Origin of the sequence: Pseudoxanthomonas sp. X-1 (assembly GCF_020042665.1) — a bacterium.
Taxonomy (GTDB): Bacteria; Pseudomonadota; Gammaproteobacteria; order Xanthomonadales; family Xanthomonadaceae; genus Pseudoxanthomonas_A; species Pseudoxanthomonas_A spadix_A.
Window position 1 is genome coordinate 1,793,081 of the sequence record NZ_CP083376.1, and the last position, 21,270, is coordinate 1,814,350.

The following is a 21,270-nucleotide window of genomic DNA, read 5'->3' on the forward strand; positions in this document are numbered from 1 at the left end:
CGCTTCGCGGCCCGACCTACCTTTCTTTGCTTGTGCAAGGAAAGGTAGGCCAAAGAAAGCACACCCCGGCGGTCGGCTTTTCGCTGCGCGAAAAGTCCGCTCCGGCCGCCGGGAATTTTTGGAAGGGACATCCATGTCCCTTCCAAAAACGACGCGCGTCCTGCGCGTCGCCCTTCGGGTTTGACCCGTCCTCCTCCGCCCGACTTCAAGGGGGGAGGGAGAGCAACAGCAGAAGCAAGAACCAAAGCAAAAGCCAAAGCAAAAGCCAAAGCACTACGGCTTCGGCTGTTGCGGTTGCTTCTGCTTTGGACTTTCAGATCCCTGCGAGGCACGGCGGATGGGCGAGGACAAGACCCGCAGGGCGCCGCACAGGGATGTGCGGCGTTTTCCGAGAGGACAGGATGTCCCCTTGGAAAATCCCTCGCCCCGGAGCGGACCTGCGCGCAACGCAGGCGTGCCGCCTCGGGGCGTGTTGACCAGACATGCGTCTGTGGAAGAACGCTTCTTTGCCTACCTTTGCACGGGCAAAGAAAGTAGGTCGGGCCGCGAAGCGGCACGAAAGCCTTTGCTTCGATAACGCGACTTCCGAGATCAAACCAACCGAGGGGACAGGGCTAAACTCCAGCCCATGCCCCCCGACCTCTCCACCCCCGAAGCCCGCGCCACCGCCATCCTCAAGGCCATCCGCGCCGTCCCGGCGGGGCAGGTGGCGGGCTATGGCGAGATCGCGCGCCGGGCCGGGTTGCCGGGGCGGGCGCGGCTGGTCGCACAGGTGCTGCGCAAGCATGGCGCGCCGGACCTGCCCTGGCATCGCATCCTGCGTTCGGACGGCACCATCGCCTTCGAGGAGGGCAGCCGCGGCTGGCGCGAGCAGAGCCAGCGGCTGCGGGCCGAGGGCGTGCGTGTGGTCAAGGGCAGGGTGGTCGGGCAGAAAGCCGCGGCCAGCGTGGACGAGCAGATCTGGGGCATCGGCTGAGAGCCCCCGTGCCGCGGCCATTGTCCCGGCCACCGGCCGTCCCGGCTGACCTCGTGGCATCCGGCATGGCCACCGCGTGAAAGGACATGCGGCGCGCCTGGGCTGTCGCTGCGGACGGCGATGCTGCATGCGCGCGCTGGCGGCGACCTGACCGCCTGGCCAGGCTCGGGCGCCTCCAGGCTTGCGCGGACGCTCAGCCGGCCGCACGTATCATGCGTCCCGCTTTCCACTCGCTTCGAGGCCATCGATGTTCCCGCGACTGCAGCCTGCGACCCAGGCGCTCCTGATTGCCAACGTGGCGATGTTCCTGCTGCAGATGGTGATGCCCGAGGGCCTCATCGCGCGGCTGCTGCTGTGGCCGATCGGGGCGGGTCAGTTCTACGACGGCGCCGGCTTCATGCCCTGGCAGCTGGTCACCGCCGGCTTCATGCACGCCGGGCTGATGCATCTGTTCTTCAACATGCTGGCGCTGTGGATGTTCGGCTCGGCGCTGGAGATGGTCTGGGGACAGAAGCGCTTCTACACCTACTACCTGGTCAGCCTGGTCGGCGCCAACGTGCTGCAGGTGATCGTCGGCACGCTGCTGCTGGCGCAGGGCCAGGCCCCGGTGCCGGTGCTGGGCGCGTCGGGTGCGGTGTTCGCGCTGCTGCTGGGCTACGGGATGCTGTTCCCCAACCAGCGCATGATCGTGTTTCCCATCCCGATGGAGATCAAGGCGCGCACGCTGGTGATCATCTACGGTGCGATGGAACTGTTCTTCGCCTACACCGGACGCCAGCCGGGCGTGGCGCATTTCGTCCACCTGGGCGGCATGCTCTTCGGCTGGCTGCTGATCCGCTATTGGCGCGGGCAGCCGCCGTTCAAGCGCGGCGGCGGGCGCGGCGGCAATTCGCGCTTCCGCGTCGTGAGATAACGCCGGGCACAGGCCTAAAGAGAGTGCGGGCGCGAGCCAATCTGGTGACCGGGCGCTAGGCGACAGGACCGCTGTCCTTCCGAAGCAAAGAAGCGCCGATGCGCCGCCATCCCTCTATCGGGGAAAGAACAAAAAACGCGGCCCGAAGGCCGCGTTTTCTATTGCCGACCGTGCGCCCCGGTCAGCGCCAGATGCCGATCTGCTCGGCGTCGGGGCGTACCATCGGGTTGCCCGCCTTGCACTGGAAGGTCGCGCCGAAGGCCGGCTGGTTCTGCAGCGGCGCATCGCTGCGCACGGGGCCCGGCGCATGGGTATCGCTGGCCTGGCGCAGCGTGGCCTCCTGCGGGGCGACCTGCTGTGCCCACAGCTGCGACCAGCTGCGGAAGAAGGTCTGCTGGGCGCCCGGGTTGGCGGCCGGCTGGGCGGCGTTGAAGGCCTCCCATGCCAGCTCCACGCCGGACAGGTCGGCCAGGTCCTCGTCGCGGGTCAGCGTGCCGTTGACCTTGGTGGCGGTCAGGCCGGGGTAGGCATAGCCGTTGTACTGGCTGGTCACCCGCGCGCCCAGCGCATTCCAGGCGGTCACGTCGGCCGGGGTCCACCAGTCGCGCAGCTGGCCATTGGCGTCGATCATGCGGCCCTTGGCGTCGAAGCCGCGGGTCAGCTCGTGCCCGACCAGTGAGCCGAACGCGCCGTACAGCGCCGACACATCGCGCGTGGCGTCGAACACCGGCGGCTGCAGCACCGCGGCGGTGACGATCAGGCGGTTCTGGGCCAGGTCGTAGGCCAGCGCCGGCTGCTGCGGCAGCACGTTCCAGCGGCGTTCGGCGTTGCCGCGGCCGATGCGCTTCATTTCCTCGCGGTGGCGCCAGGTGCTGGCGATGAGCATGTTGCCGCCGAAGCTGCCGCGGCCCATCGGCTGCACGGTGTAGTCCAGGTCGCGCTTGGGCGCGCCGATCTCGATGTCCAGCTTGGCCAGCTTGGCCTTGGCCTCGGTCTTGGCCTGCGGGCTCATCCAGGCGTTGCGGTCCAGCGCGCGGTCCAGCGCGTCGCGCACGCCCTTGGCGATGGCCTCGGCCTGCTGGCGGGTGGTCTGCGGCAGGTAGCGCGCGGTGTACTCGCGGCCCAGCATCGGGCCGGCGGCGGTGTTGATCGCCTCCAGGACCGACACCCAGCGCTCGTCGGGCTGGGTCTTGCCTTCCAGCACGCGGCCGCGGAAGTTGTAGGACGCATCGCGCCAGGACTTGGCCAGGTATGGCGCCATCGCATCGCCCACGCGCCAGCGCAGGTAAGCCTTCCACTGCTCCGGCGGCAGGCTCTTGATCAGCGTGTCCAGCTGCGCGAACAGGTTGGGGTCGGCCAGCGAGACGGTGTCATCCTTCACGCCCTGGGCCTGGAGGAAGTCGGCCAGCTGCAATGCCTTGTACTGCTTCTTCAGGTCGGCGACCGGGACCGGCGCGTAGTTGTTGAACGGGTTGGCCAGCTGCTCCAGCGGACGCGAGGCGGTGGCCAGGCGGGTCTCCAGGTCGATGACCTGGGCGGACTGCGCGTCGAGCTGGTCGGCCGGCGTGCCGGTCAGGGCCAGGATCTGCTTGACGTAGGCGCGGTAGCGGCCCAGCAGTTCGCGCGTGGGCGCGTCGCCGCGGGTGTAGTAGGCCGGGTCGGGCAGGCCCAGGCCGCCCTGCATGAAGTAGCCGATGTGGCGGTCCAGCGCCTTCAGGTCCACGTCCGGGCTGAAGTTGAACGCCACCGGGATGCCGACCTGGTGCAGCGCGGCGATCGCGGCCGGCAGGTCCTTGTTCTTCTTGATGCCGTTGATGCGGTCCAGCAGCGGCGCGATCGGCTTGGCGCCGTCGGCCTCGATGGCCGCCTCGTCCAGGCCGCTGGCCCAGAAGTCGCCCAGCAGCTTCTGCACGTTGCCCTGCGGGGACTGCATGGCGCCGTCCAGCAGGGCCTTCTGCTGCTGCAGGCTGTAGTCACGCATGTTCCCCAGCGCGGAGATGGCGCCCACGCCGGCCGGCAGCGGGTTGGCCTTGAGCCAGTCGGCATTGGCCGCGGCGTAGAAATCGGTGCACTCGGCGGCGACCGGCGGGGCCTTCTTGGCCGGGGCCTTCTTCGACTTCTTCTGGGCGAAGGCATCGCCGCTGCCGAGTGCGACGAGCAGGGCCAGGGCGAGCAGGGAGGGCGTACGGGCGTGGCGCAGAGGCGTCATCTTTGGACTTCTAGGTGGTCGAAGGCGCGGATTCTAGCAATGCGCCGATGATCGCCGGTGCACGGAATGCACGCGCGTTCAGCGGTTCAGCTAGCTAGCGCCTGCCATCGTCCGGCGGCCGCGAGGATGGCCATGATCCAGGTCAACAGGCCGGCCACGGTGGTCGCGGTTTCGGACGGTTCGTGACGGGGACGCAGGACGCGCAGCACGCCGTCGCCGACGCCCTTGATCAGGAGCTCAAAACACCGGTTCGACCAGCATCCGTCCAAGGAGTCGGAAGATCCCGCCAAGCGCGCCGCCGGCCAGGTCATCGCGCGGCATGGGCATCCTTGTGTGGTTGATGTCTCCTGTCGCGATGGCGCCCGGAAAGCAGAAGGCCCGAGCGAGCCGGGCCTTCTGCACCACGCATGGATCGGGAAAGCGCGGGCGCTCGGCAGATCACCACTAGAGGCCGGGGACGGCGCATTCAGCCAGGGAGCACAGGCGAGGCTGAGGAGTGACCAGGTGCATGTCCGCGAGCCGGCGATCTCTGGTTGTCGCTTCCCCTGGAGGCGTTTTCTTCCCGGCTCTGTGTCGAATTCGCGTGCGCCCCTTCGTTGTACTGGTGAACGGCCCCTGCCGGGCCGCCGATCCCAGGAGAGCGCGATGAGAGCATTGAAGGTGGTCATGGCGATGTCGCTCGACGGTTTCGTCAGCGACATCGAGGGCTCCAACGGCTGGATGTTCACCGGCGATCAGGCCGCCATGGCCTGGAAGGTGGACGCCGTGTCGAACGCGGGCCTGCACATCATGGGCAGCCGCACGTTCCGGGCCATGGCCGGCTTCTGGCCCACGGCGATCTCGCCGTTCGCCGCGCCGATGAACCGCATTCCCAAGGCGGTGTTCACGCGGCAGGGGCCGGCCATCCTGCAGGCGGCCCCTGCCGCCAATGCACCGCAGACCAGCGCCACGGAAGCGCAAGTCGCCGCGCTACAGCCCGGCGGCGAAAGCTGGGCCGAGGCTTATGTCGCCGGCGGTGACCTCGCCGACGAGGTCGCTAGGCTCAAAGCCGATGATGGCCCGCCGATCGTCGCCCACGGCGGCGCTGCCTTCGTGCGCAGCCTGATCGCTCGGAATCTGGTCGACGAGTACGCGCTGCTGGTCTATCCACTCGCCCTGGGTCAGGGCCTTCCGATCTTTTCGGAGCTGACCGGGAAGCGCCATCTTGCCCTGGTCGACACGACCGCGTTTCCGAGCGGGGTCGTCGCGCAGACCTATCGGGCCGTGTAGGCGTCGTGCGGGCCAACGACTGCTCGACTCCGGCAGTGGGCAGGGCAACGTCAGCGCCCGGCTTCGCCCCGGTTGGCGCGTGGTCTCAGATCCCGCAGCTCATACGGTAGTAAAGCAGAAGGCCCGGACGGAGCCGGGCCTTCTGGGTGCTTCAGGCTCGCGGGCGTGCGCTTACCAGATCACCACGCGCTTGTCGTCCGGGCGGACCATCGCATCGCCGGCCTTGCACTGGAAGGCGCTGGCGAAGGCCGGCATGTTGGACGGGGCGGCGATGGCACGCAGGGACATCGGCGCGTGCGGATCGGCGTTGAGGTAGACGATCGCCTGCTTCTCGCGCACCGCGCCGCGCCACACGCGGGCCCAGTTGAGGAAGAAGCGCTGGTCCGGGGTGTAGCCGTCGATCTGCTTGCCGGCCTCTTCCGGGTGCTGCTTCAGCGCGGCCTGCAGCGCGTCGTAGGCCACGTTCACGCCGCCCAGGTCGGCGATGTTCTCGCCCAGGGTCAGCTGGCCGTTGACGTGCAGGTCCGGCTTGCCCTCGATCGGGGTGTAGGCGTTGAACTGGTCCACCAGCTTCTTGGTGCGCTCCTCGAACTTGCTGCGGTCTTCCTTGGTCCACCAGTTGACGTTGTTGCCGGCGCCATCGAACTGGCTGCCCTCGTCGTCGAAGCCGTGGCTGGCCTCGTGGCCGATCACCGCGCCGATGCCGCCGTAGTTGAGCGCGTCGTCGGCCTTGGCGTCGAAGAACGGCGGCTGCAGGATCGCGGCCGGGAAGTTGATCGTGTTATCGGTCGGGTTGTAGTACGCGTTGACCGTCTGCGGGGTCATGCCCCATTCCTTGCGGTCGGTCGGCTTGCCGATCTTGGCGATGTCGTACTGGTAGTTGAACTTCTGCGCGGCCTGCAGGTCGCCGTAGTAGTCACCGCCCTTGATCTGCAGCCCGGCCCAGTCGCGCCAGGTGTCCGGGTAGCCGATCTTGGGCAGGAAGGTGTCCCACTTGGCGATCGCCTTGGCCTTGGTCTCGGCGCTCATCCAGTCCAGGTTCTCGATGCGTGCCTTGAGGGCGTTGCGCACGTTGTCCACCAGCTCGGTGGCGCGGGCCTTGGCCTCCGGCGTGAAGACCTTCGCCACGTACAGCTGGCCCAGGCCCTCGCCCATGGCGTGATTGACCGAGCCCAGCACGCGCTTCCAGCGCGGCTTCTGCTGCGGCTGGCCGGACAGGGTCTTGCCCCAGAAGTCGAAGCTGGCGTCGGCGAAGGGCTTGCTCAGCGCGTTGGCGGCGCCGTCGATGGCGTGGAAGCGCAGGTAGGCCTGCCACTGCGCGGTCGGCGCGCTGACCAGCAGCTTGTCGAACTGGGCGAAGAACTTGGGCTGGGACAGCGAGAAGCCCTTGTCGATGCTCACGCCCTGGGCGTTGAAGAAGGTCTCCCAAGAGAAGTGCGGGGTGACCTTGTCGGCCTCGGCCACCGTGACGAAGTGGTACTGATTCTTCGGATCGCGCCCCTCCACCGGCGAGAGCGTGGCGGCAGCCAGCGACTTCTCCAGGTCGAACACCTGCTGGGCCTGCGCCTTGGCCGCATCGGCCGGCGTGCCGGTCAGCTCGAAGGACTTGGCGATGTAGGCCTGGTAGGCCTCGCGGATGTCGGCGTACTTGGGATCGGTGTAGTAGTCCTTGGTCGGCAGGCCCAGGCCGCCCTCGTTGGCGTAGGCGATCTGCATGTCGGCGTGCTGGAAGTCGGCGCCGGCGCCGAACTCGAACACCTGGCCATCGCCTTGGGCGTAACGGTCGACGATGTACTTGGCCACGTCCTGGTTGTTCTTCAGCCCGGCGATGGCGTCCAGCGTCGGCTGGATCGGGGTATAGCCCAGCTTGTCGATGGTGGCCTCGTCCATGCCTGCCGCGTACAGCGCGCCGACCTTGTGCTCGACGCTGTCGCTGGCGGCGCTGGTGTTCTTGGCCGCGGCCTCGACCAGCTCGTGCTGGGTGTTGAGGCTGGTCTCGGCCAGCGCGTTGAACGCGCCCCAGCTGGTGCGGTCGTCGGGGATCGGGTTGGCCTTGACCCACTTGGCGTTGACGAAGCCGTTGAAGTCGTTGCAGGCGTCGATGTTCTTGTCCAGTTCGGACACATCGAAGGACGGGGCGGCCGGCGCCGCGGCGGCGGCGGTGGCCGGCGGCGGCGTGGAGGCGGCCGGCTCGGCGGGCTTGTCCTGCTTGCAGGCGGACAGGGCCGTGGCGACGGCCAGGGACAGGGCGATCAGTTTCGGTGCGTTCACGTCGTTGGACTCATGGCCCGCAAGGGGCGTTGGAAGGTGCCGTTTGGGCACGAAGAGGGCGAAGGAGCGAGGCGCCGCGGCGCCGCGCCGGTGAGGGACGGGCTTACCAGATCACCACGCGGTGCGCGTCGTCGCGGACCATCGCATCGCCGGGCTTGCAGGCGAAGGCGGCGGCGTAGGCCGGCATGTTCGACGGCGCGCCGATGGCGCGGAACTGCGCCGGGGCATGCGGGTCGGTCTTCAGGCGCACGGCCAGCTCCTCGGGCTTGAAGTTGCGACGCCACACGGTGGCCCAGTTGAGGAAGAAGCGCTGGTCCTGGGTCAGGCCATCGATCTTGGGATCCTCCTTGCCGGCATTGGCCGCCTGCATCGCATCGAAGGCGGTGTTCAGGCCGCCCAGGTCGGCGATGTTCTCGCCCAGGGTCAGCTGGCCGCTGACCTTGCCCTGCGGCGTGGTGTAGCCGTCGAACTGGGCGATCAGCGCGGCGGCGCGCGCCTTGAAGGCCTGGAAGTCCTGCTGCGTCCACCAGCCCGGATCGTCGATGAAGTTGCCCGACGGCCCGAAGCGGCTGCCCTGGTCGTCGTAGCCGTGGGTCATCTCGTGGCCGATCACCGCGCCGATGCCGCCGTAGTTGAGCGCCGCGTCGGCCTTGGGATCGAAGAACGGCGGCTGCAGGATCGCGGCCGGGAACACGATCTCGTTCTGCTGCGGGTTGTAGTAGGCGTTGATCGTCTGCGGCGTCATGCCCCACTCGGTGCGGTCCACCGGCTTGCCGATCTTGGACAGCTCGTAGCGGTAGTTGAACGTCTGCGCGGCCAGCACGTTGCCGATGTAGCTGTCGCGGCTGGTGTGCAGGCCGGACCAGTCGCGCCACTTGTCCGGATAGCCGATCTTGGGGGTGAAGGTGTTCCACTTCTCGATGGCCTTGGCCTTGGTCGCCTCGCTCATCCAGTCCAGCTTCTCGATGCGCGCCTTCAGCGCGGTGCGCAGGTTGCCCACCAGCGTTTCCATCTGCGCCTTGGCCTCGGCCGGGAAGGCGGCCTTGACGTATAGCTGGCCCAGGGTTTCGCCGGCCTGGCGGTTGAGCGTGGACAGCACCCGCTTGGGCAGCGGGCGGATCTGCTGCTGGCCGCGCAGGGTCTTGTTCCAGAAGGCGAAGTGCTCATCGACGAAGGGCTGGCTCAGATACGGGCTCGCCTCGTCGATGGCGTGGAAGCGCAGGTAGGCCTGCCAGGTCGCCGGGGCGGTATCGCCCAGCATCGCCGAGACCTCCTTGTGGAAGGCCGGGATGGCCAGCGAGAACTGCGTCGGCGCGGCCACGCCCTGGGATTTGAAGAACGCGGTCCAGGACCAGTTGGGGGTGAGCTTGTCGGCCTGCTCCAGCGTGACTGGGTTGTAGGACAGCTTGGCGTCGCGCGAGAGCTCGGTGCTGGTCTTGGACACCTTGGCCAGGCGCGTCTCGAAGGCGATGACCTCGCCGGCCTGCGTGGCCGCGGCCTGCGCCGGGACGCCGGCCAGTTCCAGCGTGCGGGCGATGTGCGCCTGGTAGGCCTGCAGCTTGGCCTTGTTGTCGGCCTTGGTGTAGTACTCCGGATCGGGCAGGCCCAGACCGCCCTGGAAGGCGTAGGCGATGTTGACGCTGGAGTCCTTGAAGTCCGGGCTGGCGCCGAAGCCGAACAGCGGGTTGCGCCCGGCCGCCGCTTCGCTGCGCAGGTAGTCGGTGATCCGGGCGGTGTCGCTCAGCCCGTCGATGGCGGCCAGCGTGTCCTTGAGCGGGTCCAGGCCCTGGGCGTCGATCTTGGCCCGGTCCATGCCGGTGGCCCAGAAGTCGCCGACGATCTTGGTCACGCCCGTCGCGTCGGTGCCCGCGGCGGCCTGTTCGGCCAGCTGCTGCTGCACGGCCTCCGAGCGCTCGCTCAGCACCTCGAAGCTGCCCCAGCTGGTGCGATCGGCCGGCACCGGGTTGGCGGCCAGCCACTTGGCGTTGGCGTAGGCGTTGAGGTCCTTGCACGCCGCATCGGCCGGGCCGAGGTCGGTGGGCTGGAAGGCGTTGAACGCCGGCAGCCTGGAGACATCCACGGCCAACGCTGGCGGAGCGGCCGGCGTCGCTGCGACGGCGGGCGCGGCGGCCTCGGTGGCAGGCGCGGCGGACGGCGCCTTGTTGCAGCCGGCCAGGGCGGCGGCGATGGACAGGGACAGCAGGAGCGGGGTCTTCTGGGACAGGTTCACTGAGGCTTCCGTTCGGGACTGGCGATGCCTGCGGCCCCACGGGGGGCGGGCAAGGGGGCGACTGTAGCTCGCCGGTCGGGAAGGCGCGGGGTGTCGAAGGTCATGGCCCGCGCCGCGGCTTCAGCGGGGGAACGGCTCGCGCACGGCCACCAGGTCGCGGGTGGCGCGCAGCAGCAGGTCGGCGCCCTGCAGGTCCTCGGCCTGCAGGCTGGCCAGGCCCATGCGCAGGGCCTGGCCGGCGGTGGCCGGGCCGGGGCGGCCCGGGCGGCCTTCCAGGTCGGCCTGCAGCGCGGTGGCGACCAGCGCGGCCACGTGCGCCGGCGCGCCGCCCAGCAGCGCGGCGAAGCGCCCCGCGTCCAGGCGCGCGGCCAGATCCCGCGGTCCCTGCGCGCGCAGGCGCAGGGCGCTGGCCACGGCGGCCGCCAGTTCGCCGCTGTGCTGTGCCGCGGGCGACCCCGGGCGGATCTCGACCAGCAGCAGCGACAACGGCTGGCGCCGGCGGCGCGCCTGGCGTACATCGCGCTCCAGGCGCAGGTCGAAGCCGGCGCGGTTGGCCAGGCCGGTCTGCGCATCGGTGAGGCTGCGCCGGCGCGCGCGGCGCCAGGCGCGCGCACCGCCGGCGGCCAGGCCCAGGGCCAGCACCAGCAGCGCCGGCATCGGCGGGAACCAGGCCCCGGCCAGCAGCAGGGCCCAGCACAGCAGCACCGTCAGCCCGATAGCCACCAGCATCGGCGTCCACAGCCGGCGCAGCCCCGGCAGGCCCAGCAGCAGCAAGGGCAGGGTGACCAGCATGATCGACAGCAGCGTCTGCGCAGCCAGCGGCATCGGCCAGACGGCGCTGCCTTCCAGCAGCCGCGCCAGCGCGTTGGCCTGGATCTCCAGCGCGGGAAGGGTGCGACCACCGGGCGCGCGCAGGCGCTCGAACGGGGCGTCGGGCCGGCCGACCAGCGCCACGCGTCCGGCCAGCGCGTCGGCACCCACGCGCCCGTCCAGCACGCCGGCCGCCGCGACGCGGGCGATCCGAGTCTCCCGCGCCGGGTAGGGCAGCAGCACGATCCGATCGCGCACCCAGCGCGCCTGCGACGGTGGCGAGGCAGGCAGCGGCGCGGAGGCGGTCGGCGGTGGTGCGCCGTCCCTGGCGAGATCGGCGAGCACCTCCGCCATGGCGGGCCACCCTGCATTGCCCAGGCCGGCGCGCAGCGGCAGGCGCCGGGCCACGCCGTCGCGGTCCCCCATCACGTCCACATGGCCCAGCGCGGCGGCGGCCCGGGCCAGTCCGGGGTCCGGCAGCAGGGCGGTGGCCGGCTGCGGCGCCGCCGGCAGGTCGGGCACCACCGGCAGGACGACCGCGCCGTTGCGGGCGATCGCCTGGGCCAGCAGGGCGTCGCCATGCGGATCGAACAGGCTGGGCTGGGCCAGCAGCAACTGCAGCCCGACTGCGCGCGTGCCGGCGGCCGAGAGCCGGTCCAGCAGCGCGGCCAGCTCGCGCCGCGGCCACGGCCAGGGGCCGAACTGGCGCTCGCTGTCCGCATCGATGGCGACCACCACGACCCGGGCATCGGCCGGGCGCGCGCGCTGGGCGGCCAGGGTGTCGAACAGGGCGGCATCCAGCGGTGCGGTGATCTGCGAGACGGCCAGCAGGACCACCAGCGCAGCGGCGCCCAGCGCCGTCAGCAGGCGCGCGCCGATCCCGGCGCGACCGGCCAGCCACCGTCGCGTGCCACGGCTTGGGGCGGAGCGCGTGTTCAAGCTACGCTGGATCTTCCGTTGGGGATCGGCATGTCCGGGGTCCTGGGCGGTGTGTCCCACGATCGGCACGAGTGTATGCAGCCCAGCCGCAAACTGTACAAGCCGTCACGAAATCGCACCGGATGAGCCGGCCGCCCTGCGACGTGCTGCTGGTCGGCGGCGGCCACAACGGCCTGACCTGCGCGGCCTACCTGGCCCGCGCCGGTCTGCGGGTCACGGTGCTGGAGCGCCGCGGCGTGGTCGGCGGCGCGGCGGTGACCGAGGAGTTCCATCCGGGCTTCCGCAACTCGGTGGCGTCCTACACCGTCTCGCTGCTGCAGCCGCGGGTGATCGACGATCTCGACCTGTGCGGTCACGGGCTGCGCATCGTCCAGCGCCGCCATGGCAACTTCCTGCCGCTGCCCGATGGCCAGTACCTGCTCACCGGCGCCGGCCAGACGCAGGCGCAGGTGGCCAAGTTCTCCGCGCGCGATGCGCAGGCCCTGCCGGCCTACGAGGCGCGGCTGGAGGCCATCGCCGATGTGCTGCGCGCGCTGGCCCTGCAGCCGCCGCCCAACGTCTCCGACGCGGGCTGGTGGCAGGCGCTGCCCGAACTGCTGCGCGGCGCCAGGCTGGGGCGCCGGCTGATGGCGCTGGACATGACACTGCGCCAGGAACTGCTGGACCTGTTCACGCTCTCGGCCGCGGAGTATCTGGACCGCTGGTTCGAGAGCGCGCCGATCAAGGCGCTGTTCGGCTTCGACGGGGTGGTCGGCCATTACGCCAGCCCGTACACACCGGGCACGGCCTATGTGCTGCTGCATCACGTGTTCGGCGAGGTCGAAGGGGTCAAGGGCGCCTGGGGCCACGCCATCGGCGGCATGGGCGCCATCACCCAGGCCATGGCCGCCGCCGCGCGCGCGGCCGGCGCCACGATCCGCACCGACGCCGGCGTCGAGGAAGTGCTGGTCGAAGATGGCCGGGCGGTCGGCGTGCGGCTGCACACCGGCGAGGAACTGCGCGCGCGCTGCGTGGTCGCCAACGTCAATCCGAAGCTGCTCTACCAGCGCCTGCTGCGTCCCGGGCACGTGCCCGCCGCCACCGCGCAGCGCATGGAGCACTGGCGCTGCGGCTCGGGCACCTTCCGCATGAATGTCGCCCTCGCCGGACTGCCGTCCTTCAGCGCCCTGCCCGGCGAGGGCGACCATCTCACCGCCGGCATCATCCTGGCGCCGTCGCTGGACTACATGGAGCGCGCCTACATCGACGCGCGCGCGCACGGCTGGGCGCGCGCGCCCATTGTCGAACTCCTGATCCCCTCGACCCTGGACGATACGCTGGCGCCGCCCGGCCGACATGTGGCCAGCCTGTTCTGCCAGCACGTCGCCCCGCAGCTGCCGGACGGCCGCAGCTGGGACGACCATCGCGAGGAAGTGGCCGACCTGATGATCGCCACGGTCGAGCGCTACGCGCCGGGCTTCGGCGCCTCGGTCCTGGGCCGGCAGATCAAGAGTCCGCTGGATCTGGAGCGCGACTTCGGCCTGATCGGTGGCGACATCTTCCATGGCGCGCTGACGCTCAACCAGCTGTTCGCCGCGCGCCCCGCGCTCGGGCAGGCCGACTATCGCGGCGCGATCCCCGGCCTTTACCTGTGCGGTGCCGGCACCCATCCCGGCGGCGGCGTCACCGGCGCGCCGGGCCACAACGCGGCGCAGGTGGTCCTCGGCGACCTGCGCTGAGGCGAGGTAGGCGTTCCGCCGACCGATTGGCGACAGCGGCAGCGAGCGCTCGCGTTGTCCTGGTCCGGCCGCCGGCCGCGTTGTCGTTGGCAACCTGGGTGAGGAGAGGAGGCGAAGCAATGCGAGTGACAGGAATCGGCGCCGCGCTGGCGGCCTGGCTGGCCTTGGCCGCGACGGCCGCGGGCGCCGCGCCACACGGGGCGCACCCGATGCCGCCGCAGGGCTGCCGGCCGGTGGCCGAGCGCACCGGCGAGGTCGGGTGCTGGATCATCGGCGAACAGGGCGTCGCGCCGCTGCCGCAACCGGCTTACTGGCAGATCGATCGCTTCCCCGACCGGGCCAGCGCCGAGGCGGCGCGCTCGGCCAATGGTCTGGTGCTCGAATCGCTGGGCGAGGTCTGGCTGATGACCATCGCCGGCCAGGACTGGGCCACGCCCCCAGGCGCGACGCATCGCGCCAGCATCGGGCCGCTGCCCGTCGATCCGCGGCACGCTTACGCGGCGCAGTACATGGAGGCCGTGTTCACGCCGGGCATGGTCTCGCGCACCCATGTGCATTCCGGGCCGGAGGCCTGGTTCACACTCAGCGGCGAGACCTGCCTGGAAACGCCACAGGGCATCGTCCTGGACCGTCCCGGCGACACCGGCCGGATCATCCCCGGCGGCCCGCCGATGGCATTGATGGCCACCGGCGACCAGGTGCGTCGCGGCCTGGTGCTGATCCTGCACGATGCCACCCAGCCGGCCACGACCGTGGTCCAGGACTGGACGCCCAAGGGGCTATGCGAGGCGCGGCTCAAGCCCGCCTCCCGCTAGCGCGTGACGGCGGCCTCGCGTCTCGATTCGAGGCCCGCCGCCCGCATCAGCGTTCCGGCGGATCGGCGTCGATCACCTGCAGATGCACGCCGGTGGTGCGCGGCAAAACGCTGGCATCGGTGGCCACCAGCACGGTGCCTGGCTGCACCAGCGGCAGCACCTGCGCCTTGAAGGCCTCGGGGATCACCACCTGTCGGGCCAGGTCTTCGGGCAGCGGCGCGCCGGCGTCGTCCTCGCTGCCGGGCACGCCGATGCCGATCCATTCTGGCATCGGCGTCGCGGCCGTCACCTGGCCGGCGACCGGCGGCACGTAGCCGGCCTTGACCACGTAGGCGTGCGTGCCGGTGCGCAGGTCCGGGCCGCCCAGCTTGATGCGGGTGCGGCCGATCTCCACCCCGTCGCGATAGACGAACAGGATCCGGTCGGTGCGGCTGAGCACCACCGACAGCGGGCCCTTGCTCGCCCGCGACGGATCCCAGCGCCAGGGCTGGCCGTCTTCCAGCAGGGGCATGTCCACGTCCTTGCCGGTGGACGGGTCGATCGGGCTGAGCGCGCCGGGGTGGACCAGGTCGGCGGCCGAATGTCCCGCCTCGGCCACCACCACGACCATGCCCATGGTCGAGGCGTCGAACAGCTTCTGCGCGAAGCCGGTCGGCAGGTGCACGCAGCCGTGCGATTCGGGATAGCCGGGCAGGCCACCGGCGTGCAGTGCCACCCCGTCCCAGGTCAGCCGCTGCTGGTAGGGCATGGGGGCGCTGTTGTACTTGTTGGAGCGGTGGTCCTTGTCCTTCTGCAGGATGGTGAACACACCGGTCGGCGTCTCGTAGCCGGCCTTGCCGGTGCTCACCGTGCTCCACGCCATCAGGATGCCGTTGCGGTACACGTAGGCGCGCTGCTCGGTCAGGCTGACGATCACCGCCATCGGCCCGGCGCCCTTGTCGTCGCCGGCCCAGACCCATTGTCCCGGCTTGAGGTCGGCCGCGGCCGTATCGATCGGACGCGACTGTTTGTCGCCCCAGAACGGCGCCGCCGCCAGCGCCAGCAGCGGCACCAGCGCGATCAGGCCCAACACCTTGGCATAGCGCCGCATCGTGGCCTCCCGGTGGCCGTCCGAAGTGGCGACCAGCCTAGCGCGCGGCGATCGCGGTGCCGTGATCGGCCTTGGGCGCGCGCTGCAGGCGCGCCATCGCGCACTGGGCCAGCGACGAGCGGGTCAGCCACGCCTGCTGCGGGTAGTACGAGAACACGAACTGGCCGTCCTTCATCACATCGATGATCGGCTTGGCCATCGCCGCGCGCACCGCCGGGCAGCCCCAGCTGCGGCCCAGGCGGCCCATCTTCCTGCCGGCCTCGGCGCTGACGTAGGGCGCGCCGTGCATGACGATCGCGCGGCTCATGGCCGCATCGTTGAAGCCCGCGTCCAGGCCCTGCATGCGCAGGGAATAACCGTTCTTGCCCTGGTAGGTGTCGCGCGTGACGAACAGTCCCAGGCTGGAGGCGTGCGTGCCGTCGGCGTTGGAGAAGGTGGTCGGCACATCGCCGCCCGAGCCCTGGCCGTGTGCCACCAGCTCCTTGTACAGCAGCTTGTGCCTGGCCAGATCGAACACCCACAGCCGCGGCGTCAGCGAGGAACGGCTGTAGTCGATCACCGCCAGCCGCTGCGCATTCACCCCGGTGCCGTGGGCCTGGGCGCACTGCATCGCCGACAGGCCCAGCGCCAGCACCTGCGGATCGGCGTCCGGCGCCAGCGCGGCCAGCGAGGTTGTGGTGTCCGCCGCGGCAGGCGGCGCGAGCGCCGGCAGCGAGGGCGCGGACGCGCGGGGCGAGGCGATGGTGGGCGAATGCGCGGCACCGGGCAGCGCGGTGGCCAGGGCCACCAGCGCGGGGATCAGGACAGGCTTCATGCGGGCATTCTAGCGGGGCGGGACGGCGGCTTCCTGACTGGGGGCGCGGGACCCGGGCACAGCCGCGCGACGCGCCTTGCATGGCGAGGTCGGGGGGGCGGTTGCTCAGCAGCTCACAATCATGTGCTGGAGGGGGAGCGGGTAATCACGTTGCGAGGTCGCCTTGGCCCCTGTAACTCAGCACGTGACCATTGATGCGCTGGCCGAAGCCATAGGGGCGCTGACCTGCATGTATGCACGCCGTCAGGTGGACGACGATGTGGTCCATGCTCGGCGGAAGATGCGCGCCAAGAAGCCGGCGAAGTCCACGCGCGAGGTTCCGTCCATCATCAGTAAAGAACCCAAGAAAAAAACCGGCCCCTTGCGGGGCCGGTCCGTTACGTAGTGCTACGTTGACGCTGCCTGCTAACGATTAGAAATCGTAGCGGGCGGTGAAGCGCACCGCGCGGGGGGTGGTGTAGTACAGCACGCGCCCGTACTGCGGATTTACCGTCGTGCGGCTGCTAGCGGATCGCTCGTAGTACGCAGAGGCATCCTGCGTGTTGAACAGATTGAGCACATCAGCCTGCAGGGTCAGGCCTTCCAGCCAGCGCGGCGTGTAAGCCACGTTGACGTTGAAGCTGGACGTCCACGGCGTCTCGCCAGCCGCACCACGCGGCGAGAAGTAGTAGCTGTCGCTCATCGGCGCTGCGTTAGCGGGATTGTTCGAGGCCGACGTGGCACCTGGCACGCCGCAGTAAGCGTAATAGGCGTTGTTGTACAAGCCGGTCTTCGCGTAGGGCCAGTAGCTGGTGCAGCTCTTCGGACGGCCGCTCTGGATCACGATCGAGCCACCCGCGCTCCACTCGTCGTTGAAGCTGTACGAGCCGATCACCTTCAACTGGTGGGTGCGGTTGTTCGGCAGGCTGCCGTTCTTGCCGACCATCAGTTCCGGCAGGTCCCAGTCCTGCGTGACCGAGACGTCCGCCTGGCCACCGCTGCCGGTGTCAGTGGACGAGTTCAGCTGTCCTTCCGCGTTGCCCCAGTTGTGCGACAGGGTGTAGGTCAGACGGGCGAAATAGTTGTCACCCTGCCACTGGACGTAGGAATCCAGCGCGCCGTACTTGCGCTTGAGCTTCGGGAACGGCGTGCCGAACACCTCCACGAAATCGGTCTTCTGCTTGACCAGATTGCCCGTGCCGTCGTCCACGTAGAACGTGGCCGAATTGTCGCCGGCGTTGAAGATGTAGCAGGCATCGGGACAGATGTCGTCGATGGCGCTCTTCAGCTCGCGGTAGGTGCCCTTCAGGCCCCAAGAGAAAGTCTCATCTTCCTGGCGGTCAAAGCCGAGGATGTACTCGTCCTGGTAGTGCGCCTTCAGGCCCACTGCCGCGATGGTGCGCGGGTCCTTCTTCTCGCCGCATTCGACGTTGGAAGAAAAGCTGCCATCCGGGCAGTTGTACGGGCTGTTGGCGCGGGTGTACGGAATAGCCTGCAGACCCGTCGGCGTGCCATCGGCCGCGATCCCGGTGTAGGTGTAGTACTGGGTCGAGCTCAGCGAGGGGTTGGAGCCGCGCACGGAGACATTGTTCGGCACGGCCAGGTGGTAGCGGCCAGCGTTGCCGTAGATCTTGAACGTGGAGTCTCCGTTGACATCCCAGCTGAAGCCAATGCGCGGAGCCCAGTTGTTTTCCTGCTTCAGGTAAGCCTCGCCATCACCGTTGTAGTTGGTGAAACCATCGTTGCGCAGGCCCAGCGACAGCAGCAGGTTCTCGGTGACGTGCCAGCGGTCTTCCAGGTAGTAGGCCTTCTGCTTGACCGTCGTCTCGCCGCCATGAGCATAGTAGCTCTTGCCGACGTAGTAGCCGGTGGTGCCGAAACCGCCGCCGGAGGCCGGCGAGCCCACGTAGTGGCTGGCATCGATGGCGGCGGTCGGGTTGTTGGACCGGCTGTAGGTCCAGTAATAGCCGCTCGGGCCCACCACGTTGTCGCCACGGAACGAGACGGCTTCGAAGTAATCGTAGCCCGCACGCAGTTCGTGGTCGCCCAGCGTGTAGTTCAGGTCGAAACGATAGGCCTTGGTATCGTCCGCACCGACATAGTCGTAGGTCGGGCCATACTTCTGCGGGTTGGAAATCGAGCCGTACTGCGCGGGCACGACCGAGGACGACAGATCGGCGTAGATCACACTCGGATCGTAGCCAGCCATCGGATTGGGATAGATGTCGATGTGCTGCTCGCCATACATCGCCGACACGCTGAGGGCATCGGTGAGATAGCCGGTGTACTTGCCGACATACAGGCGGGTCTTGGTCTCCGGCTTGCTTGTGGCGTACAGCACGTCATCGTGCTGCAGCTTGTCGTAGTCATACCCGTAGTAGCTGGCGTCGGTCTTGCTGTTGTCCTGGACGCCGGTCAGCTCGAGGATGTGGTTGTCCGTGATGTTCCAGTCGATCTTGGTCACCCAGCGCGGATAGGTGTACTCGTACTCTCCCCAGCCCTGCGCGCGATTCGACGCGGAGATGGCGGAGGCCCCCGACGCCGTCTTGCCTTGCAGGTTGCCGGTGATGCGCGAAGACGCGCTGTCGATCTCGGTGCGCTCGGCGTCGGCATAGATGAACAGCCGATCCTTGATCAGCGGGCCGCCTGCCCAAATGCCGTAGGTGAAGTTGTTCGACGTGTTCTTGCTGTTGAGCTTATAGAGCTTGCCGTCGGTCCAGTTCTGCGGCGTGGTGTTGTACGCCGGGTAGTGGTTGTCCGCGCTCCAGTAGCCCGTGTTGGGATAGTAGATGTCCTTGGCCTTGGCGCGCAGGGACTGCGGCGTGTAGACGGCATAGACGCCGCCGTGCCATTCGTTGGTGCCGCGCTTGGTGATGATGCTGATCACGCCGCCGGTGCTGCGACCATATTCCGCACCATAGCCGCCGGTCAGTACCTGCTGCTGCGCGATGGCGTCGAACGGAAGCTGCGTCGAACCGATCGCCGTCAGCGGATTTGTGACCGGAAATCCGTTGATGTAATACGCGTTCTCCGACGCTGCGGCGCCGCCGAAGCTGCCCACGTTGGAGGACGTGCTGTTGTAGGAAGTCGAATTGATGACGCCCGGGGCCAGCAGTGCCACGCTGTTGATGTCACGGCCCACCGAGATGCGCTGCAGCTCCTGCGCGGTGAACACGGTGCGTGTGTCGGTCTGGGAGACGTCGATCTCGTTGATCGGGGCGCGCCCGACCACGGTCACCTTGTCCAGGTTCTGCGCTGCGGTGAAATCCACCTGTGCACCGGAGTTGACCTTGACAAGCACGTCGCGGGTCTGGCCGCCCGAGGTGACCTTATAGGCGCCCGCCGGAAGGGAGGCGATGGAGAAGCTGCCGTTTGCCTCGGCAGTGACGGTCCGGGTCAGACCGGTGTCGCTGACGATGGTGATGGTCTGACCGCTGTCGGCCTTGCCATAGATGCTGCCGCTCGTGCTCTGCGCCTGGACACCGCCGGCGACGCACATGCTCAGTGCAATGCTCAACGCGCTGCGCTTGATCGTCCGCGACAGCGGGCGAATTCCCCTAATGTTGCTCATCTGGCTCTCTCTGATGATCGTCTGAAGGAATGGCCGGCAAGTGTTCCCCCATGCACGGCCAAGCTGAACAGCTGCTTTCTGACGCAACTGTTAGGTGATCTTAACCGAAATTTCATGAAAGTGTGCAACGTCTGCAACAAATGTCAGAAGCCGAAATAATCGTTAGCTTTCAAACATTTACCGCCGTCGCATCCATCAAGCGCGCTGCTAGCCCCCGGCCGCTTCCAGTCGCAGGCGCTCTTCCAGGGCGTGGCCCAGGTAGGCCCGGATGGCGTGGCGCATCAGGTACAGCAGCGGGATCATCGCCACGGCGGCGAGCATCTTGTAGCCGTAGTTGACGGTGCTGATCGCCAGGAAGCGGGACATGGACCAGTGCTGGGGGCCCAGGACGAAGGCGATGTAGAGCACCACGAAGCTGTCCACCAGCTGCGAGACGGCGGTCGAGCCGGTGGCGCGCAGCCAGACGTACTTTTCGCCGGTGCGGCGGCGGATGTGGTGGAACACCGCCACGTCGATCACCTGGCCCAGCAGGAAGGCCACGATCGAGCCGCCGATCGACCACAGCCCCTGGCCGAAGATGGCGGCGAAGGCCGCCTGATAGTCCGGTACGCCCTGGGCCTGCGCGGCGCCTACCCACCAGCCGGCGGGCGCGACCTGGATGGCGGCGTAGGCGAACAGGAAGCCGTACACGATCAGCGCCACCGCCACCCACGAGACGAAGCGCACCCCGCGGGTGCCGAAGAACTCGTTGATGGTGTCGGTCAGCACGAACACGAACGGCCACAGCAGCGTGCCGACGGTGAAGCTCAGCGAGCCGGTCTGCCCGAACAGGTTCCACTGCAGCGGCGCGATGCCGAGCGTGTCCTCCAGCGCGAAAATCTTGACGCCGATGAACTCGGCCAGCACCGCGTTGACGCACAGGAACGCCGCCAGCCCGATGAACAGCCGCACCGCGCGGTCGTCCAGCGTGCGCGGCGGCGCACTCATGCCAGGCGATCGCCGCGCCGGGTGAACGGCATCGAGTCCGGCGCGATCGCGCCGCCGGAGATGATGAAGCTCATCGCCTGGTCCACCGTCCAGTCGGTCGGAGTGAGCTGGTCCACCGGCACGATCTCCAGGTAGCCGCCGGTGGGGTTGGGCGTGGTCGGCACGTAGACGGCCGCCAGTTCGCGCCCGGTGCCTTCTTCGCGCATGACGCGCGTCACCAGCCCCACGGTCTTCATGTCCCGGTGCGGGAAGTCGATCAGCACCACGCGCTGGGTGCTGCCCGGCTTGGTCTGCAGCATGTCCAGCAGCTGGCGCGCGCCGGTGTAGATGGTGCTGGCCAGCGGCACGCGCCGGATCAGCGCCTCGAACCACTGCAGCAGCTTCTGCCCCACCACGCGGCGGGTGAGCACGCCGACCAGCAGGATCAGCAGCACCGTGGCCACCAGGGCGATGACGGCCTGGACCCAGGCGCCGGTGAACCAGGGCGCGGCCACCGGGAAGTCGCTGGCGATGCGCTGGGCCAGCGGTTCGATGAGCGGCCGGCTGGCATCGGACAGCAGCACGAAGACGAACTTGATCACCACCCAGGTCAGCCAGATCGGCAGCAGGGTGAGCAGGCCGGTCAGGAACAGGCTCTGCAGGGAGGGGCGGGCGGCGGGGGTCGACATGGCGCGCATTG

At 68.8% G+C, this 21,270-nt stretch carries 16 protein-coding genes; 6 read left to right on the top strand and 10 right to left on the bottom strand.

Translation table 11 applies throughout. The features are described 5' to 3' along the window. Window positions 1-628: 628 nt before the first annotated feature. Together LAJ50_RS08030 and LAJ50_RS08035 are read left to right on the top strand one after the other, a co-directional pair. Window positions 629-976, top strand: coding sequence for an MGMT family protein (locus LAJ50_RS08030; protein WP_138652787.1), 348 nt, complete (start codon window positions 629-631; stop codon window positions 974-976). Between the two features lie 247 nt (window positions 977-1,223). Continuing rightward, window positions 1,224-1,889 (top strand): rhomboid family intramembrane serine protease, encoded by a 666-nt coding sequence (locus LAJ50_RS08035; RefSeq protein WP_138652789.1) that lies wholly within the window; start codon window positions 1,224-1,226, stop codon window positions 1,887-1,889. Window positions 1,890-2,070: 181 nt separating this feature from the next. On the opposite strand, the gene LAJ50_RS08040 is transcribed toward LAJ50_RS08035, so the two are convergent. Then, on the bottom strand, window positions 2,071-4,098 hold the full coding sequence (locus LAJ50_RS08040; RefSeq protein WP_138652791.1) for a M13 family metallopeptidase: 2,028 nt from the start codon (window positions 4,096-4,098) through the stop codon (window positions 2,071-2,073). 237 nt (window positions 4,099-4,335) lie between these two features. Further along, on the bottom strand, window positions 4,336-4,503 hold the full coding sequence (locus tag LAJ50_RS08045) for a hypothetical protein (protein ID WP_171044582.1): 168 nt from the start codon (window positions 4,501-4,503) through the stop codon (window positions 4,336-4,338). 261 nt (window positions 4,504-4,764) lie between these two features. Between LAJ50_RS08045 and LAJ50_RS08050 the strand changes: the two genes are divergently transcribed. Beyond that, window positions 4,765-5,367 carry a dihydrofolate reductase family protein gene (locus tag LAJ50_RS08050; RefSeq protein ID WP_224096517.1) on the top strand — a complete coding sequence of 201 codons (603 nt, stop codon included), beginning with the start codon at window positions 4,765-4,767 and terminating at the stop codon, window positions 5,365-5,367. A gap of 171 nt (window positions 5,368-5,538) precedes the next feature. Here LAJ50_RS08050 and LAJ50_RS08055 read toward each other — a convergent pair whose 3' ends face one another. From LAJ50_RS08055 to LAJ50_RS08065, 3 genes are all read right to left on the bottom strand, one after another. Continuing rightward, a complete protein-coding gene (locus LAJ50_RS08055; protein WP_138652795.1) occupies window positions 5,539-7,638 on the bottom strand; it encodes a M13 family metallopeptidase in 2,100 nt (699 codons plus the stop codon). 103 nt (window positions 7,639-7,741) lie between these two features. Continuing rightward, window positions 7,742-9,868 carry a M13-type metalloendopeptidase gene (locus LAJ50_RS08060; protein ID WP_130551904.1) on the bottom strand — a complete coding sequence of 709 codons (2,127 nt, stop codon included), beginning with the start codon at window positions 9,866-9,868 and terminating at the stop codon, window positions 7,742-7,744. 120 nt (window positions 9,869-9,988) lie between these two features. Continuing rightward, entirely contained in the window at window positions 9,989-11,617 is a 1,629-nt protein-coding gene (locus LAJ50_RS08065; protein WP_224096518.1) for a CHASE2 domain-containing protein, read from the bottom strand. 122 nt (window positions 11,618-11,739) lie between these two features. On the opposite strand from LAJ50_RS08065, the gene LAJ50_RS08070 reads away from it, so the two are divergent. Beyond that, window positions 11,740-13,335: an NAD(P)/FAD-dependent oxidoreductase gene (locus tag LAJ50_RS08070; RefSeq protein ID WP_138654796.1), complete on the top strand. Its 1,596-nt coding sequence runs from the start codon at window positions 11,740-11,742 to the stop codon at window positions 13,333-13,335. 119 nt (window positions 13,336-13,454) lie between these two features. Next, entirely contained in the window at window positions 13,455-14,150 is a 696-nt protein-coding gene (locus tag LAJ50_RS08075; RefSeq protein WP_138654794.1) for a hypothetical protein, read from the top strand. Window positions 14,151-14,196: 46 nt separating this feature from the next. On the opposite strand, the gene LAJ50_RS08080 is transcribed toward LAJ50_RS08075, so the two are convergent. Both LAJ50_RS08080 and LAJ50_RS08085 read right to left on the bottom strand, forming a co-directional pair. Continuing rightward, window positions 14,197-15,240, bottom strand: a complete 1,044-nt coding sequence (locus LAJ50_RS08080; protein ID WP_138654792.1) for a L,D-transpeptidase — start codon at window positions 15,238-15,240, stop codon at window positions 14,197-14,199. Between the two features lie 37 nt (window positions 15,241-15,277). After that, on the bottom strand, window positions 15,278-16,054 hold the full coding sequence (locus LAJ50_RS08085; protein WP_171044665.1) for a murein L,D-transpeptidase catalytic domain family protein: 777 nt from the start codon (window positions 16,052-16,054) through the stop codon (window positions 15,278-15,280). A gap of 184 nt (window positions 16,055-16,238) precedes the next feature. Here LAJ50_RS08085 and LAJ50_RS08090 point away from each other — a divergent pair, with 184 nt between their 5' ends. Further along, window positions 16,239-16,439, top strand: coding sequence for a hypothetical protein (locus LAJ50_RS08090; RefSeq protein ID WP_138654790.1), 201 nt, complete (start codon window positions 16,239-16,241; stop codon window positions 16,437-16,439). 27 nt (window positions 16,440-16,466) lie between these two features. Here the strand turns inward: LAJ50_RS08090 and LAJ50_RS08095 are convergent, their stop codons facing one another. The 3 genes from LAJ50_RS08095 to LAJ50_RS08105 all read right to left on the bottom strand — a co-directional run bounded on the left by LAJ50_RS08095 (window position 16,467) and on the right by LAJ50_RS08105 (window position 21,259). Then, on the bottom strand, window positions 16,467-19,604 hold the full coding sequence (locus tag LAJ50_RS08095; protein WP_138654788.1) for a TonB-dependent receptor: 3,138 nt from the start codon (window positions 19,602-19,604) through the stop codon (window positions 16,467-16,469). 207 nt (window positions 19,605-19,811) lie between these two features. Continuing rightward, window positions 19,812-20,591, bottom strand: coding sequence for a queuosine precursor transporter (locus LAJ50_RS08100; protein WP_138654786.1), 780 nt, complete (start codon window positions 20,589-20,591; stop codon window positions 19,812-19,814). Continuing rightward, window positions 20,588-21,259 (bottom strand): DUF502 domain-containing protein, encoded by a 672-nt coding sequence (locus LAJ50_RS08105; protein WP_138654784.1) that lies wholly within the window; start codon window positions 21,257-21,259, stop codon window positions 20,588-20,590. Before LAJ50_RS08105 ends, LAJ50_RS08100 begins: the two co-directional genes overlap by 4 nt. Window positions 21,260-21,270 lie beyond the last annotated feature (11 nt).